This is a genomic window from Micromonospora endophytica (assembly GCF_003236305.1).
Classification (GTDB): Bacteria; Actinomycetota; Actinomycetes; order Mycobacteriales; family Micromonosporaceae; genus Micromonospora; species Micromonospora endophytica.
The window spans coordinates 13,089-28,248 of the sequence record NZ_POTX01000058.1 but is presented as its reverse complement, the minus strand read 5'-3'; the positions used below and the strand labels follow the sequence as shown (position 1 = coordinate 28,248).

The 15,160-nt window shown below is 73.0% G+C and carries 17 protein-coding genes; 12 read left to right on the top strand and 5 right to left on the bottom strand.

Annotated elements, in window-relative coordinates; all coding sequences use genetic code 11:
• Positions 1–926, top strand: a 926-nt coding sequence (locus tag C1I93_RS11525) for a MinD/ParA family ATP-binding protein (protein ID WP_146603477.1), incomplete at its 5' end; no start/stop codon positions are given.
• Positions 927–950: 24 nt separating this feature from the next.
• Positions 951–1,799, top strand: coding sequence for a DUF2567 domain-containing protein (locus tag C1I93_RS11520; protein WP_420811716.1), 849 nt, complete (start codon positions 951–953; stop codon positions 1,797–1,799).
• Here the strand turns inward: C1I93_RS11520 and C1I93_RS11515 are convergent.
• On the bottom strand, positions 1,711–2,412 hold the full coding sequence (locus C1I93_RS11515; RefSeq protein WP_111243246.1) for an LON peptidase substrate-binding domain-containing protein: 702 nt from the start codon (positions 2,410–2,412) through the stop codon (positions 1,711–1,713). The two genes, C1I93_RS11520 and C1I93_RS11515, sit on opposite strands and share 89 nt — an antisense overlap.
• Positions 2,413–2,519: 107 nt before the next feature.
• Here C1I93_RS11515 and hisD point away from each other — a divergent pair, with 107 nt between their 5' ends.
• The 8 genes from hisD to hisF are packed head-to-tail and all read left to right on the top strand — an operon-like array spanning position 2,520 to position 8,289.
• Positions 2,520–3,842, top strand: a complete 1,323-nt coding sequence (gene hisD, locus C1I93_RS11510; RefSeq protein ID WP_111243245.1) for a histidinol dehydrogenase — start codon at positions 2,520–2,522, stop codon at positions 3,840–3,842.
• Positions 3,839–4,957 (top strand): histidinol-phosphate transaminase, encoded by a 1,119-nt coding sequence (locus C1I93_RS11505; RefSeq protein WP_111243244.1) that lies wholly within the window; start codon positions 3,839–3,841, stop codon positions 4,955–4,957. Before hisD ends, C1I93_RS11505 begins: the two co-directional genes overlap by 4 nt.
• On the top strand, positions 4,954–5,565 hold the full coding sequence (hisB, locus tag C1I93_RS11500; protein ID WP_111243243.1) for an imidazoleglycerol-phosphate dehydratase HisB: 612 nt from the start codon (positions 4,954–4,956) through the stop codon (positions 5,563–5,565). Before C1I93_RS11505 ends, hisB begins: the two co-directional genes overlap by 4 nt.
• Positions 5,565–5,741: a CG2302 family histidine operon protein gene (locus tag C1I93_RS31525; RefSeq protein WP_181445125.1), complete on the top strand. Its 177-nt coding sequence runs from the start codon at positions 5,565–5,567 to the stop codon at positions 5,739–5,741. Before hisB ends, C1I93_RS31525 begins: the two co-directional genes overlap by 1 nt.
• Positions 5,738–6,391 carry an imidazole glycerol phosphate synthase subunit HisH gene (hisH, locus tag C1I93_RS11495; protein WP_223256263.1) on the top strand — a complete coding sequence of 218 codons (654 nt, stop codon included), beginning with the start codon at positions 5,738–5,740 and terminating at the stop codon, positions 6,389–6,391. Before C1I93_RS31525 ends, hisH begins: the two co-directional genes overlap by 4 nt.
• Before the next feature lie 48 nt (positions 6,392–6,439).
• On the top strand, positions 6,440–6,763 hold the full coding sequence (locus C1I93_RS11490) for a hypothetical protein (protein WP_111243242.1): 324 nt from the start codon (positions 6,440–6,442) through the stop codon (positions 6,761–6,763).
• Between the two features lie 17 nt (positions 6,764–6,780).
• On the top strand, positions 6,781–7,512 hold the full coding sequence (gene priA / locus C1I93_RS11485; protein WP_111243241.1) for a bifunctional 1-(5-phosphoribosyl)-5-((5-phosphoribosylamino)methylideneamino)imidazole-4-carboxamide isomerase/phosphoribosylanthranilate isomerase PriA: 732 nt from the start codon (positions 6,781–6,783) through the stop codon (positions 7,510–7,512).
• Positions 7,513–7,521: 9 nt separating this feature from the next.
• Complete coding sequence (gene hisF / locus C1I93_RS11480; RefSeq protein WP_111243240.1) at positions 7,522–8,289, top strand: imidazole glycerol phosphate synthase subunit HisF; 768 nt, start codon at positions 7,522–7,524, stop codon at positions 8,287–8,289.
• A 19-nt stretch (positions 8,290–8,308) separates the two neighbouring features.
• On the opposite strand, the gene C1I93_RS11475 is transcribed toward hisF, so the two are convergent.
• Both C1I93_RS11475 and yczE read right to left on the bottom strand, forming a co-directional pair.
• The gene (locus tag C1I93_RS11475) at positions 8,309–8,770 is read right to left on the bottom strand and encodes a hypothetical protein (RefSeq protein ID WP_111243239.1); all 462 of its coding nucleotides are present in this window, start codon (positions 8,768–8,770) and stop codon (positions 8,309–8,311) included.
• Between the two features lie 143 nt (positions 8,771–8,913).
• Complete coding sequence (gene yczE / locus C1I93_RS11470) at positions 8,914–9,567, bottom strand: membrane protein YczE (protein ID WP_111243238.1); 654 nt, start codon at positions 9,565–9,567, stop codon at positions 8,914–8,916.
• Between the two features lie 58 nt (positions 9,568–9,625).
• On the opposite strand from yczE, the gene yczR reads away from it, so the two are divergent.
• Together yczR and C1I93_RS11460 are read left to right on the top strand one after the other, a co-directional pair.
• A complete protein-coding gene (gene yczR / locus C1I93_RS11465; RefSeq protein ID WP_111243237.1) occupies positions 9,626–11,083 on the top strand; it encodes a MocR-like transcription factor YczR in 1,458 nt (485 codons plus the stop codon).
• 70 nt (positions 11,084–11,153) lie between these two features.
• A complete protein-coding gene (locus tag C1I93_RS11460; protein ID WP_111243236.1) occupies positions 11,154–12,464 on the top strand; it encodes a low temperature requirement protein A in 1,311 nt (436 codons plus the stop codon).
• Between the two features lie 51 nt (positions 12,465–12,515).
• Here the strand turns inward: C1I93_RS11460 and C1I93_RS11455 are convergent, their stop codons facing one another.
• Both C1I93_RS11455 and C1I93_RS11450 read right to left on the bottom strand, forming a co-directional pair.
• Positions 12,516–14,339 carry an AMP-dependent synthetase/ligase gene (locus C1I93_RS11455; protein WP_111243235.1) on the bottom strand — a complete coding sequence of 608 codons (1,824 nt, stop codon included), beginning with the start codon at positions 14,337–14,339 and terminating at the stop codon, positions 12,516–12,518.
• 184 nt (positions 14,340–14,523) lie between these two features.
• The gene (locus tag C1I93_RS11450; RefSeq protein WP_111243234.1) at positions 14,524–15,153 is read right to left on the bottom strand and encodes a TIGR03085 family metal-binding protein; all 630 of its coding nucleotides are present in this window, start codon (positions 15,151–15,153) and stop codon (positions 14,524–14,526) included.
• Between the last annotated feature and the right edge of the window lie 7 nt (positions 15,154–15,160).

The window sequence follows — 15,160 nt, the reverse complement described above, 5'->3', positions numbered from 1 at the left end:
GGTACGCACTGCTCGACAACGGCGGCTACCAGCCCCCCGCCCCACCGGCGCCACCGGCATCCCCGGCGGTGACGGGCCGCCCGGGGCGGATCGAGTGGCGGGCGCAGGGCACCGAGAACGACCTTGAACGGGCCGCTGCCGTGCTCCGCCGGGACCTGGGCACCCCCCGGGTCATCGCCTTCGCCAATCCCAAGGGCGGGGTGCACAAGACCACCGCCACCGTGCTGGCCGCCGCCACCGTCGGCAGCGTACGCGGCCGGGGCGTGCTGGCCTGGGACGACAACGAGCTGCGTGGCACCCTCGGGCTGCGCGCCGGCAGCGCCAGGCACGCCCGTACGATCCGGCACCTGGTCGCCGATCTCGTCCAGATAGAGATCCGGGAGGGCCCGGAGCTGCTGGAAATTCTCGACGACTACCTGCGGCACGCCTCCGACGGCTCGTACGACGTGCTGGCCGGTGAGGAGAGCCCGCGGTTCGCCCAGCGGCTGGACCAGTTCACCGTCAAGCGGGTGCTGGAGCTGCTCCGGCGCACCCACGACGTGATCTGTGTGGACACCGGCAACAACGTGGAGAGCCCGAACTGGCGCACCGTCATGCAGGCCGCCGATCAGCTGGTGGTCACCACCGTGCCGCGCGAGGACGCCGCGTTCAGCGCGGACTGGATGCTCGACCTGCTGCACGAGGAAGGCATGGGTGAGCTTGCCGACAACGCCGTCACGCTGATTTCCTGCCCGACGCCGGGCCGCCTGCCGATCCAGGCCGACCTGGAACGGCACTTCGCCACCCGGACCCGGGCGGTGGCGGTGGTCCCGTACGACCCGGCCCTGGAGACCGGCTCCTCGATCGAATATCACCAGCTCCAGGCCGAGACCCGGCAGGCATGGCTGCGGGCGGCGTCGGTGATGCTGGAGCCGTTCGGCGGCTGAGGCGGTGACACCTGTCCGCCGGAGGTGGCGACACCGTGCACGGCGCGCGCCGGCAACTGGGAGGATCATCGGGTGAGCCCGGACACCCCAGCCGTCGAACCGCCCCCGCCGGCATCGCCGGCCGATCCGCCGCCGGCCGCCGCCGCACCCCGCGTCGCCCGGACAGTGGCGGTGACGCTGCTGGTGCTGACCCTGCTCGGCGCCCCGCTGGGGCTGCTCTGGGCGACTCTCGCCCCGGCCACCCCGGTGGTCAAGACCCCCGACGGCGCGGTCTACGGCCAGCCGCAGCCGGAGCAGCCGGTGGCCGCCGACGGATGGTTCAGCCTGCTCGGGTTGGGCTTCGGGGTGCTCGCCGCCCTCGCCGTGTGGTTCGTGCTGAGCCGCCGCCGGGGGCCGGTCGGTCTGGTCACTGTGGTGGCCGGCGCCTTCGCCGCCTCGGTGGTGGCCTGGCAGGTCGGGCGTCGGATCGGGCTGGGCGCCTTCGAGCGGACCCTGGCGACCGCCCCGGACGGGACCGCCTTCACCAAACCGGCCGACCTGCGGGCCGGCGGGATAGAGCTGTTGTTCGGGGTGCTGCCGGTGCCGTACGGCAATCTGCTGTTGCCTGCGTTCGGCGCCGCGGCGGCGTACACCCTGCTGGCCGGCTGGTCCCCGTGGCCGTCGCTGCGCCCGGAGCCGGAGCCTGACGCGCCCTGGCTCGGCCCGCCCCCCGGCACTGCGGTGTTTCCCGACGGTGCGGACCAGTCCGACGGCGGGCGGCCCGGCACCGCCTGGCCAGGGCCGGTCAGTTCGGGGCCGGCGGCGCCGTGGCCAGCTCCGTCAGCGGCACCGGAACCGCCCGCACCCGGCGCAACAGAGCCGCCTCGCGGTTGAGCAGGCGCAGCTCGGCGCGGAGCCGGGTCGCTGTGTCGTCGATGGCGAGCAGCCGCTGCCGGTCCGCCACGGTCAGCGCGGCCGTCGCGGCGACCAGGTGGGAGAGCACCGTCGGATCCTCCGGCAGCTGCTCGGTCAACTGGTCGGCCTCGTCCCGGATCAGGCCGAGGTACTGCCGGAACACGGCGATCACCCGCGCCGCGAGCTGGCTGGCCGTCTCGTCCGGGCCGCTCGGCTCGGGCAGCCAGCGCACCTGCGCGGTGAGGTACGGCGCGGAATGCTCGTCGACCTCCGTCACCTGGAACCGCCGCCGCCCCACGGTGACGATGTCGAAGCCCCCGTCGGCCAACTCGGTGACCTGCCGCAGCTCGGCGGTGCAGCCCACCTCGTGCAGCGTCACCTCCCCGGTGCCGCCGGCGGCACGGCCGGCGTCCGGCGCCACCTCCCAGCCGCTGCGGATCGCCACCACCCCGAACTCGCGTGGTGCGCCCTCGGGCAGTTCGAGCAGGTGCCGGACCAGGGCGCGGTAGCGCTCCTCGAAGATGTGCAGCGGCAGCACCAGCCCGGGAAAGAGCACCGTGGCGAGCGGGAACACCGGCAGCCGTGCGGTCACGTGAACGAGGGTAACCGCACCCGTCGCGCCCGGCGTGTCCCGCCTCACCGTCCCGGCCAGCGGGCGTCACGGGTCGGCCCGGCGTGCGTCCGCCTAGACTCGCAGGCGTGTTGAACCGCATCGACCTGCGCGGTGGCGCGTCCGACCCACGCCACCTGCTGCCTCGCGCCCAGCTCGACGTCTCCGTGGCCGTCGAGCAGATCCGTCCCATCGTGACGGCGGTCCGCGAGCATGGTTATTCGGCGGTCCGCGAGGCCAGTCAGCGGTTCGACGGGGTGGCCCCGGAGGTGTTGCGGGTGCCCGCCGAGGCGATCGCCGCCGCGGAGGGCACGCTGGATCCGCAGGTCCGCGCCGCCCTGCTGGAGTCGATCTCCCGGACCCGGAAGGTGCACGCCGACCAGCGGCGTGCCGACCACACCACCCAGGTCGTGCCGGGCGGCACGGTCACCGAGCGCTGGGTCCCGGTCGACCGGGTCGGCCTCTACGTGCCCGGTGGGCTGGCGATGTACCCGTCGACAGTGGTGATGAACGTGGTGCCCGCCCAGGCGGCCGGGGTCCGGTCGCTGGTGGTGGCCAGCCCACCGCAGCAGGACAACGGTGGCCTGCCCGACGCGCGGGTGCTGGCCGCCTGCGCGCTGCTCGGCGTCGACGAGGTCTACGCCGTCGGTGGCGCCCAGGCCGTGGCCATGCTGGCGTACGGCTGCGCGGTCGACGCCGAGGGCAGCGCGCACTGCCACCCGGTCGACATGATCACCGGGCCGGGCAACATCTGGGTCACCGCCGCCAAGCGGCTGCTGCGCGGCGTGGTCGGCATCGACGCCGAGGCCGGCCCGACCGAGATCGCCATCCTGGCCGACGACACCGCCGACCCGGTGCACGTGGCCGCCGACCTGATCAGCCAGGCCGAGCACGACCCGCTCGCGGCAAGCGTGCTGGTCACCCCGTCGGTGGCGCTTGCCGACGCGGTGGACCGCGAACTGGCCCGGCAGGTGCCGGTCACCAAGCACGCCGACCGGGTCGGCACCGCCCTGGGCGGCGAGCAGAGCGGGGTGGTGCTCGTCGACGACCTGGCCGCCGGGTTGCGGGTGGTCGACGCGTACGCCGCGGAGCATCTGGAGATCCAGACCGTCGACGCCCGCGAGTGGGCGCTGCGGGTACGTAACGCCGGGGCGATCTTCGTGGGCCCGTACTCGCCGGTGTCGCTTGGTGACTACTGCGCCGGTTCCAACCACGTGCTGCCCACCGGTGGCTGCGCGCGGCACTCGTCCGGCCTCTCCGTGCAGTCCTTCCTGCGCGGCATCCACCTGGTGGAGTACACCGAGGCGGCACTGCGCGAGGTGGCCCCGCACGTGGTCACCCTGGCCGACGTGGAGGATCTGCCGGCGCACGGCCGGGCGGTCACCGCCCGCTTCCCGGGAGTGACCCCATGACCGGTCTGGACGACCTGCCGCTCCGCGACGACCTGCGCGGCCGGTCGCCGTACGGCGCGCCGCAGCTCGAGGTGCCGGTGCGGCTGAACACCAACGAGAATTCCTACCCGGTGCCGGAGCCGGTGGTCGAGGCGATCAGCAAGGCCCTCGCGGCCGAGCTGCGTGACCTCAACCGCTATCCGGACCGCGACGCCGTGGCGCTCCGCGCCGACCTGGCCGGCTATCTCGGTCACGGACTCACCGGCGAGCAGGTGTGGGCGGCCAACGGCTCCAACGAGATCCAGCAGCAGCTGCTCCAGGCGTTCGGTGGTCCCGGGCGCACCGCGCTCGGCTTCACCCCGGCGTACTCCATGCATCCGCTGCTGGCGTTGGGCACCGGCACCCGCTGGGTGCCCGCCCCGCGTGGGGTCGACTTCGGCCTGACCGCGGACGAGGCGGTGGCCCAGGTCCGCGCCCACCGCCCCGATGTGATCTTCCTCTGCTCGCCGAACAACCCCACCGGGACCGCGCTCGACCCGGCCGTGATCACCGCAGTGCTCGACGCCGCCCCCGGGATGGTGATCGTCGACGAGGCGTACGCCGAGTTCGCCCGACCCGGCACGGTCAGCGCCCTGGCGGTGCTGCCCGGTCACCCGCGGCTGGTGGTGACCCGGACGATGAGCAAGGCGTTCGGCTTCGCCGGTGGGCGGCTGGGCTACCTGGCGGCCGACCCGGCGGTGGTGGCGGCGGTGCAACTGGTCCGCCTGCCGTACCATCTCTCCGCGCTCACCCAGGCCGCCGCCCGGGCGGCGCTGGCGCACCGCGACACCCTGCTCGGCACGGTCTCCGCCGTCATGGCGCAGCGCGACCGGATCGTCACCCAGCTGCGCGGACGCGGCCTGCGGGTGGCCGACAGCGACGCCAACTTCGTACTCTTCGAGGTCGGCGGCGACCAGTCCGTCGCCTGGCGGGCGCTGCTCGACCAGGGGGTGCTGGTCCGCGACGTCGGCCTGCCCGGCTGGCTGCGGGTGACGGCGGGCACCGTTGCCGAGACCGACGCCTTCCTGGCCGCCATGGACAAGATCTCGGGCGAGGGCCCGTCCGCCCCGCCGTCGCAACCGAAAGGCACACGATGAGCCGGACCGCCCGGGTGGAGCGGATCACCAAGGAGACGAAGGTCCTGGTCGAGATCGACCTCGACGGCAGTGGCGCGGCCGAGATCAGCACCGGGGTCGGCTTCTACGACCACATGCTGCACCAGATCGCCCGGCACGGCGGCTTCGACCTCACCGTGCGGACGGTCGGCGACCTGGAGATCGACGCCCACCACACGATGGAGGACACCGCGCTGGCCCTCGGCGCCGCGTTCGACCAGGCGCTCGGCGACAAGGCCGGCATCCGCCGCTACGGCTCGGCCACCGTGCCGATGGACGAGGTGCTGGTCCGGGCCGCCGTCGACCTGTCCGGCCGGCCGTACGTGGTGCACGACGAACCGGTGCTGGCCCCGTACATCGGGCCGGTCTACCCGACCAGCATGACCCGGCACATCTGGGAGTCCTTCGGTCAGTCGGCCCGGATCACCCTGCACGTGGACGTGCTGCGGGCGGCCCGTCCGGGTGGCCACCCGGACGCGCACCACGTGGTGGAGGCGCAGTTCAAGGCGGTCTCCCGGGCGTTGCGGGAGGCCACCGCCGTGGACCCGCGCTCGGCCGGCGTGGTCCCCAGCACCAAGGGCGCCCTCTGATGGGCGGGGTGCTGCCGACGCTGTTGCTGATCTTCGCCGGGGTCCTGGTGGGCGGGACGTTCTCCCTGCACCGGCAGGGCGCGCCGCGCGGCGCGGTGGTGGTCACCGGGCTGCTGGCGGTGCTGGCCACCATCGCCGGAGTGCTCTGGCTGCTGCCGACGGGGGACGGATCGTGACCGAACGCGTCGCCGACCGCCGTCGGGTCGTGGTGCTCGACTACGGCTCGGGCAACCTGCGTTCGGCGGAGCGGGCGCTGGCCGCCGCCGGTGCCGACGTGCGGGTCACCGACGACCTGACCGCCGCCGCCGACGCCGACGGTCTGGTGGTGCCCGGGGTGGGGGCCTTCGCGGCCTGCATGGCCGGCATCGAGGCGCTCGGCGCCGGTCCGGTGATCGCCGAGCGGGTCGCCGCCGGCCGCCCGGTGCTGGGCATCTGCGTCGGCATGCAGATCCTCTTCGAGTCCGGTGACGAGCACGGGGTCGTCACCAAGGGACTGGGCCTGCTGCCGGGCAGCGTCACCCGGCTCGCCGCCGCCCGGTTGCCGCACATGGGCTGGAACACCGTGCACCCGCCGGTGGGCTCGGTGCTCTTCGCCGGCCTGCCGGCCGACAGCCGCTTCTACTTCGTCCACTCGTACGCGGTCGGGGACGCCGCCGTGCTCGCCGCGGCCGGTGCCCGGGTGACCACCGCCCACCACGAGAGCGACTTCGTGGCCGCGGTGGAACGGGGACCGTTGTCGGCCGCCCAGTTCCATCCGGAGAAGTCCGCCGACACCGGTGCCGCGTTGCTGCGCAACTGGCTGGCCACGGTGCCCGCCGGTGGCTGAGCCGGTGGGCGGTGCGGTGCCGTCGGGCCGAACGCGTCGGAGATCGGGGTGAGCCGGGAACGGGCCCTGCGTCGCGCCGCCCGCGAGGCGGAGGCGGCGCGGCGTCAGGCGGTCCGGCAACGCACGGTGGCCCGGCGGCAGCGACGCCGGGCGCTGGCCCGCCGGTTGGTGCCCACGGTGCGCCGCGGTCGGACCGGGCGGCTGCTCCGGTACTCCCGGGGTGAGCGGGCCACCATCGTGGCGTTGAGCCTGGTGGCGGTCATCCTGATCTGGCTGCTCGTGCCCGACCTGGCGCTGCGCCTAATGTTGATCATTCTGTTCCTGCTCGTACTGCCGGTGATCGTGGTGATCGCCCTGGACCGCCGTTCCTGAACCAGGAGGACAAGACCTTGAGTCTCACCCTGTTGCCCGCCGTGGACGTCGCCGACGGCCAGGCCGTCCGGCTCGTGCAGGGCGCCGCCGGTAGCGAGACCACCTATGGCGACCCGCTGGAGGCCGCCCTGGCGTGGCAGCATGACGGCGCCGAGTGGATCCACCTGGTCGACCTGGACGCCGCGTTCGGCCGGGGCTCCAACGCCGAACTGCTCGCCGAAGTGGTGCGCCGGCTCGACGTGCAGGTGGAACTCTCCGGCGGCATCCGCGACGACGCCTCGCTGCGCGCCGCGCTGGCCACCGGCGCGACCCGGGTGAACATCGGCACCGCCGCACTGGAGGACCCGCAGTGGTGTGACCGGGTCTGCGGCGAGTACGGCGACCGGGTCGCGATCGGGCTGGACGTACGTGGACGCACCCTGGCCGCGCGGGGCTGGACCCGTGACGGCGGTGACCTGTACGAGGTGCTGGAGCGGCTGGACAAGGCCGGTGCCTCCCGCTACGTCGTCACCGACATCACCAAGGACGGCACCATGCGCGGGCCCAACCTGGACCTGCTGCGCGAGGTGTGCGCCCGCACCGACGCCCCGGTGATCGCCTCCGGCGGCGTCTCGACCCTTGACGACCTGCGGGCGCTGGCCACGCTGGAACCGGTCGGGGTGGAGGGCGTGATCGCGGGCAAGGCGCTCTACGCCGGCGCCTTCACCGTCGCCCAAGCCCTGCACACCCTCGCCGAGGCGGGGCGATAGGCTCGGATCATGACGGTGGCGGTGCGGGTGATCCCCTGTCTCGACGTGGACGCCGGTCGGGTGGTCAAGGGGGTCAACTTCCTCGACCTGCGCGACGCCGGTGACCCGGTCGAGCTGGCGGCGGCGTACGACCGGGCGGGCGCGGACGAGTTGACCTTTCTCGACGTCACCGCCTCCTCCAGTGACCGGGCCACCATGCTCGACGTGGTCCGCCGTACTGCGGAGTCGGTCTTCATCCCGCTCACCGTCGGCGGGGGTGTGCGTGCCGTGGCCGACGTGGACACGCTGCTGCGCGCCGGCGCCGACAAGGTGGGGGTGAACACGGCGGCCATCGCCCGGCCCGAGCTGATCGCGGAGATCGCCGACCGGTTCGGCCGGCAGGTCCTGGTGCTCTCCCTGGACGTACGGCGGGCGGCAGCCGGCACCACAGCCAGTGGTTTCGAGGTCACCACCCACGGCGGCCGGCGCGGCACCGGGCTGGACGCGGTGTGGTGGGCGCGGCGTGGCGCGGAGTTGGGCGCCGGAGAGATCCTGCTCAACTCGATGGACGCCGACGGCACCAAGGCCGGGTTCGACCTGGAACTGATCGGCGCGGTGCGCCGGGTGGTGGATGTGCCGGTGGTGGCCAGTGGCGGCGCGGGTGCGGTGGCGCACTTTCCGCCGGCGATCGGCGCGGGTGCCGACGCCGTGCTGGCGGCAAGCGTCTTCCATTTCGGCGAGTTGACAGTCGCCGAGGTCAAGGAGGCGCTGCGCGGCGCGGGTCACCCCGTCCGCTGAGCCGCAGCTCACCCAGCGGTCAGCTCCGGCCGGAGTGGCCTTCGGGCGAGCGGCGGGGCATCGGGACGGACCGGACGAGATATTCCTGTACGGCGGCGGCGTGCTCGGCCTCGTCGAGGTGCCAGTCGGCGGTGCCGGGCGCGTACCGGCGGGTGAGCACCCCCTGGACGGTGTCGACAGTGGTGGCGAGCCCGGCGCTGGGGCGGGACCGCCAGAGCCGCTCGCCGTCGGCGGTGATCCGGAACCAGCCGTCGGTGACGTCGATCAGCCCGGCGCCGAGCAGTCGCCGGATGGCCTCCTCGATGTCCTCCCGCTCGGGGATGGTCCGGTCGAGGTGGTCGGCGGTGGAGAGCACGTCGGCGAGACGTACGCCCTCAGGACGGCGGGTGGTCGGGGACCGGCGGTGTCGGCCGGCACCGCTGGCGATCACCAACGAAACGAAGATCCATGCGTCGGTACGACGCCACGCTCTCTCCCCCATGCGGAGATTCTGCCGGGCGACCCGGCGTCAGGAAAACACCAACCACCCCATCTCGACGACATGTGATCGGGTGAATGCGTGTGGCTGACGGGATGCGGTCGGTGCTGACCCGATCGGGGGATGGCGGTCGCGCTGGGTGGTGGTCAGCCGGTCGGTGCCGGGGTGACCGGTTCCGGGGTGGGTCGGGCCGGCTCCGGCACGTCGAAGAGGGGCAGGAAGAGTTGGGCCAGCGGCCCGATGGCCAGCGCGTAGGCGATGGTGCCGGCGCCTACCGTCCCGCCGAGCAGCGCGCCCACGGCCAACACGCCGAGTTCGATGACGGTGCGGACCAGGCGCAGTGACCGGCCCGGCCGGCGGGCCACGAACCCGGTCATCAGGCCGTCGCGGGGGCCGGGCCCGAGTCGGGCGCCGAGATAGAGGGCGGTGGCGGCACCGTTGCCCACGATGCCGGCGATCAGCAGGGTGACCCGGAGGGCGAGCGACTCCACCGGCGGCATCAGGATCAGGGTCGCGTCGAGGGCCAGACCGACCACCACGACGTTGGCCACGGTGCCGACGCCGGGACGCTGCCGCAGCGGGAGCCAGGCCAGCAGCACCAGCAGCCCCACCGCGATGACGACGGTGCCCATGCTCAGCCGGGTCAGCTGGGACAGCCCCTGGTGGAACACGTCCCAGGGGTTCAGGCCGAGCTCCGAGCGGACCATCAACGCCATGCTGAAGCCGTAGAGGCAGAGCCCGAAGAAGAGTTGGGTCAGTCGGCGGGTCGGCCGGTGTCGAAGGTTGCCAATCAATGCCACACATGCCACTCTAGGGTCCAATTGGCGGGAGCACAGAGCCAATATCGGGGGAGTGGCCATGACAAGCCAGGTGCGCGGGGTCCAATTGGCGAGACTGCTCGGGCAGTGGCATGCCCTGCCGGGCCGTCGACGCAGCCCTGACTACGCGGCGTTGGCCGGTGCCGTCCGCGGCCTGCTCGCCGACGGCCGGCTGCCGTTGGGCGTACGTTTGCCAGCCGAGCGGGACCTGGCCGAGGCGCTGCGGATCAGCCGCACCACGGTCACCGCCGCGTACCGCGAACTGCGCGACAGTGGGCACCTGGCCAGCCGGCGGGGCGCGGGCAGCTGGACGATGCTGCCGGGGACGCACCGGGTGGCACCCAACGGGCTGTGGATCCCGCTCGACGACCGGGAGATGCTCGACCTCGGGGTGGCGGCCCTGGCCGCGCCGCCGGAGCTGCTGCCGGCGGCCCGGGCGGCGGCCGAGGACCTGCCCCGGCATCTCGGCGGCGCGGGCTATCACCCGATCGGCATCATCGAGTTGCGGGAGGCGGTCGCCCAGGCGTACACCGCGCGCGGCCTGCCCACCTCACCCGACCAGATCATGGTCACCAACGGCACCCAGCACGCTCTGGACCTGGTGCTGCGGCTGGGGCTCGCGCCGGGCGGCAGCGTGCTCGTCGAGTCGCCGAGCTACCCCAACGCGCTCGCCGCCCTGGCCGCCCGGCGGGCCCGGATCACCACCTACGGCCTGGCCGCCGACCCCAGTGGCTGGGACGCCGACCTGCTGCTCGGCTCGCTGCGCCAGGTGCGGCCACGGCTGGCGTACCTGATTCCCGACTTCCAGAACCCGACAGGTCACCTGATGCCGGCCGAGCTGCGGGAACGGCTGGTGGCCACCGCGCACAGCGTCGGCACCGATCTGGTGATCGACGAATCGTTCGTGGACCTGCCGCTGGACGGCACCGCGCTGCCGCCACCGACCGCCAGTTTCGACCGCCACTGTCGGGTGGTCAGCATCGGCGGGATGAGCAAGCCGTACTGGGGTGGGTTGCGGATCGGGTGGATCCGCGCCTCCGCGCCCCAGGTGCAGCGACTGGCTGCGGCCCGGGTGGGGGTGGACATGGCCAGCCCGGTGCTGGACCAGTTGGTCGCCGTGCACCTGCTGGCCGCCGCGCCGGGCATCGTGGCGGCCCGGCGTACGCAGCTCGCCGCGCAACGGGACGCCCTGCTCGGCGCACTGGCCGAGCGGCTGCCGGAGTGGCGGGTCACCGTGCCGCGTGGTGGGGTGACGCTCTGGGCCGAGCTGGACGGTCCGATCTCCAGCGCGCTGGCCCGAGCGGCCGAGGAGGTCGGCGTACGGCTGGCGCCGGGTCCCCGGTTCGGTCTGGACGGCACCCTGGAGCGTTTCCTGCGGCTGCCGTTCACCCTGCCCGCCGCCGATCTGGTCGAGGCGGTCAACCGGATCGCCGCGGTCCGCTACGACCTGGACCGCGCCGGGGTGCCCCGGTGGCGCGAGCCCAGCGTCATCGCCTGAACCGGAGGCGGCGGCACCGGATCCGGCTGATCCGCCGCTGCCGTCTGCCGGTGCCGGGCAGACTGCCGGGGTGGAGACCAACAGCGGCTTGCGACAGTCGCGTGGCGTGCAACCCGGCGCTCCCGGGTCCCGCGCCACCCGCCTGGAGCTCTTCTACGACCTGGTCTTCGTCTTCGCCTTCATCCAGGTCACCACGCTCACCGCAGACAACCCCACCCCGCGTGGCCTGGTGCAGTGCCTGGTCGTACTGGGCCTGCTCTGGTGGGCGTGGACCGGCTTCGCGCTGATCGGCAACGTGGTCCGCACCGACCAGGGCATCCTGCCCTTCGTCGCGTTCGCCACCGTGGCCGGGGCGTTCGTCTTCGCCCTGGCCATGCCGCAGGCGTTCCGTAACGAGGCCGGCGGGCTGCCCGGCCCGCTGGTCTTCGCGGTCTGCTACTTCCTGGTCCGGGCCCTCCAGGTGGCGATTTTCGGCTGGCTGGCCAGCCGCGACCGCGACGTGCGTCGTCGCTTCCACTTCGTGGCCGCTCGCGGGCTGGTCGTCGCGACACTGATCCTGGCCGCCGCGCTGCTGCCCCAGCAACTGGCCGATGAGACGTGGGAGATCGGGCTGCGGCTGGTGCTGTGGATCGTCGCGCTCGTCGTGGAGTACGCCACCGCGCTGGCGCTGGGCGGCGAAGGGTGGGCGGTGCTCTCGGCCGGGCACTGGGCGGAGCGGCACGCCCAGATCGTGCTGGTGGCGCTCGGCGAGACGATCATCGCGCTCGGGCTGGGGGCCGGTTTCGTCATCGAGTTGCCGCTGCGCTGGCTGGTGATCATCTCGGCGATGTTCGGCGTGACGGTGGTGGCCGCGCTGTGGTGGGCGTATTTCGACACCCTGGCGCTCGCGCTGGAGCAGGCCCTGCACCGCACCCGGCAGCCGCAGGCCCGGGCCGTGCTGGCCCGTGACGCGTACACCTATCTGCATCTGCCGCTGATCGCCGGCCCGATCCTGTTCGCCCTGGGCCTCAAGCGGGTGCTCAGCGGATCCGCCGCGCCGGAGACACCGGCCGGCAACCTGCTGCCCGGGTTCGACCTGCTGGTGCTGCACGGCGGGGTCGCGCTCTATCTGCTGACGCTGGTGGCGCTCGGCTGGCGGGTGCTGCGGGTGCGGCGCTGGCCGACGGTCGTCGGCGTGGGCCTGCTGGTGCTGCTGGTCCCGGTCGCCGCCCAGGTGCCGGAGCTGCTCGCCCTGGGACACCTCACGGTGGTCGTGCTGGCGACGACAGCGGCCCAGACGCTCGTGGACGCGTCGCTGCGTCGCCAGGTGCGGGAGGTGGCGATGGCCGAGCAACTCGCCATCGAGGCGGAGCAGACCAACTGGCGCGGACGCCACCTGTGACGTCTCGGCCCCGCCCCGGGATCGGGAGCGGGGCCGGCGGTGACGCGGGCGTCACATCTCGGCGACCGTGCCGGCGTACATCTTGTCGATCTCGGCGGCGAAGTTGCTCTCCACTCCGCGGCGCTTGATCTTCAGCGACGGGGTGATCTCGCCGTCCTCGATGGTCAGGTCACGCGGCAGGATGGTGACCTTCTTGATGGTCTCCCAGCGGTTGAGCTTGCTGTTCAGCTGGGCGACGTACTCCTCGACCATGGCCTGCGCCTCGGGCGAGGCGACGATCTCGGCGTACGGGCGGCCCTCCAGCGGGGTGCCGGCGGCCCAACCGGCGATGGCGTCCGGGTCCAGGGTGACCAGCAGGGTGCAGAAGTTGCGGGCCTGGGCGACGACCACCGCCTGCGAGGTGTACGGGCAGATGGCCTTGAACATGCCCTCGATGTGCGACGGCGCGATGTACTTGCCGCCGGAGGTCTTGACCAGGTCCTTCTTCCGGTCGGTGATCCGCAGGTAGCCGTCGTCGTCCAGGCTGCCGATGTCACCGGTGCGCAAGAAGCCGTCCTCGGTGAACGCGGCGGCGGTCTCCTGCGGCAGGTTGTGGTAGCCGCGCATCACCGGTCGACCCTTGACCAGGATCTCCCCGTCGGTGTCGAGGCGGCACTCCAGGTCGCCCATGGCCCGGCCGACGGTGCCGATCCGGATCGCCCCGGGCGGGTTGACGAAGTTGCCGGCGCTGGACTCGGTGAGCCCGTACCCCTCGGAGATCGGCAGGTTCGCCGCGGCGAAGAAGGTGGCGATGTCGGGGCTGAGCGGAGCGGCGCCGGAGACCAGCACCCGGATCCGCCCGCCGAGACGGGCCTGGAGCTTGCTGAAGACCAGCTTCTCGGCCACCGTGTACTTCAGCTTCAACCCGCCCGGCACCGGCTTGCCGGCCTGCTCCAGCGCGACCTTCTCCTTGCCCACACCGACAGCCCAGGCGAAGATCTTCGCCTTGGCGCCACCGGCGTCCCGCGCGGTGGTCACCGACTTGTTGTAGACCTTCTCGAAGACCCGGGGCGCGCCGCACATCAGCGTCGGCCGGACCACCGAGAGCAGCTCGACCAGCTTGTCCACCCGGCCGTCGACGTAGGTGGGCATGCCGACGTGGGTGGTGCCGCAGAGCAGCGTCTTGCCGAACGAGTGGGACAGCGGCAACCAGAGGTACTGGAGGTCGTCCGCGCGGAGCAGCCCCATCGCCTCCTGCGCCACCCCCTCCCAGCACCAGCCGCCGTGCAGCAGCTCGACTCCCTTGGGCCGGCCGGTGGTGCCGGAGGTGTAGATCAGGGTGGCCAGATGCTCCGGGCCGATGCCGGTCACCAGCCGGTCGATCAGCTCCGGATCCTCGGCCAGCCGGCGGGCGCCCTGCTCCTCCAACTCGGCCAGGGTCAGCTGGGGTACCGCGGCGGCCGGATCGGCGGCGCCGTCGAAGAGGACCACGTGGGTCAGCGCGGGCAGCGCGGCCCCGGCGATCTTCGCCGCCTGGTCCGGGTTCTCCGCGAACAGCACCTTCGAGCCGGAGTCGGCGAGGATGTAGGTGGCGTCCTGCGGCTCCGTGGTCGGGTAGACCGTGGTGGTGGCGCCGCTGGCGCACATGATGCCGAAATCGGCGAGCACCCACTCCAGCCGGGTGCCGGCCAGAATCGCCACCGGATCCTCCTGACCGACGCCCAGGCCGTGCAGGCCGGCGGCGATCGCCTTGGCGCGCTGGGCGACCTGCGCCCAGGTCAGCCAGACCGGCGCGTCGTCCGGACCGGGGTGTGCGAAAGCGTGGCGGTCGGGGGTGGACGCCACGCGCTTGAGGAACATGTCAGGAATGGAACGGTACGGTACATCGAGAGCCATCGCTGTAGCCGCCTTCGGGGGTGGAGGCGTGACGGTCGTCACGTCGGTACGGTTACCGAAGGGTATTGCCTGGCTCGGGGCATCGGCTACCCCTGGAGATCATCAAAGGCTCCGGTCCGGCCGGTTCCGGGCCGGTCGGCTTGATGAGGTTTCGGACATTTTTCCCCACACCGCCGGATCAGCTTCACACGCCCAGCTTGGCATTGCGGAGCCGGTCCGCGAGCTCCGGTGGGCCGTCGAGCTCGACCCGGGCCACCCGCTGCCGCCCGGACAGGAACAGGACCAGTTCGCCCGGCGCACCGGTCAGGCGCAGCTGCTCGCCACCTCGCCCGGCGGCGACCTCGCCCTGCCCCGGCGCCTGCACCAGCACCCGAGCCGGGAAACGGCGCAGCGCCAGCCGGGCCAGCGTCGAGGACCGTCGCCACAACGTCCGGTCCAGGCCCGCGGGCAGATCCCGGGGCTCCCACCGCGCCTGGGCCCGGCGTACGTCCTCGTGATGGATGAAGAACTCCAGGGTGTTCGTCAGCTCGTCGGTGAGCGGGTTGCTCACCGGGCTCCACACCGGAGGACGCCGGAGCTGGTCGAGCAGCTCCGCCCAGTCGCCCGCGGCGATCTCACGTCGGATCCGCTCGCCGCGGTCACGCAGCGGCGCCAGCACGATGCCCGCCGCGGCATCCGGCCGCCGCTCCCGGAGCAGCAGGTGCGCCGCGAGGTCCCGGGTGTCCCACCCCTCGTTGACGGTGGGTGCCTCCGGCCCCAGCGTCGACATCAGCGCAACGAGCGCCGCGCGCTCCGATCGGGCATACCGTGGCATGCCACCG